Raw genomic sequence first — 241 nt, 5'->3', positions numbered from 1 at the left:
CGGAAGCCGGGTACATCACAGGCGCCAGCTTGACCATCGACGGTGGCTTCAGCGCCTGAGGTTTAGGCAACACTGCACAACCCATGTGGGAGGGGGCTTGCCCCGGTACAAACCGGGGACATCGTTTACATTTCTAACCGGGTGACAGTCAAGCCGCGCTTGGCAGCAATGGACTCAGGAGATTGCATAGATTTCAAACCCTTGAAAGTGGCGTGAACCACGTTTACAGGGTTAGTCGAGC

The 241-nt window shown here is 56.0% G+C and carries 1 pseudogene; it reads right to left on the bottom strand.

The window, feature by feature from the left end:
* Positions 1-125: 125 nt before the first annotated feature.
* Positions 126-241 (bottom strand): annotated as a pseudogene (locus AC0L3U_RS40095) (30S ribosomal protein S5); the annotation flags it as partial.

The sequence above is a fragment of the Bradyrhizobium sp. Kon69 genome (assembly GCF_055807515.1).
Note: the sequence above shows the minus strand (reverse complement) of the source record. Positions and strands in the feature narration are given on the sequence as shown.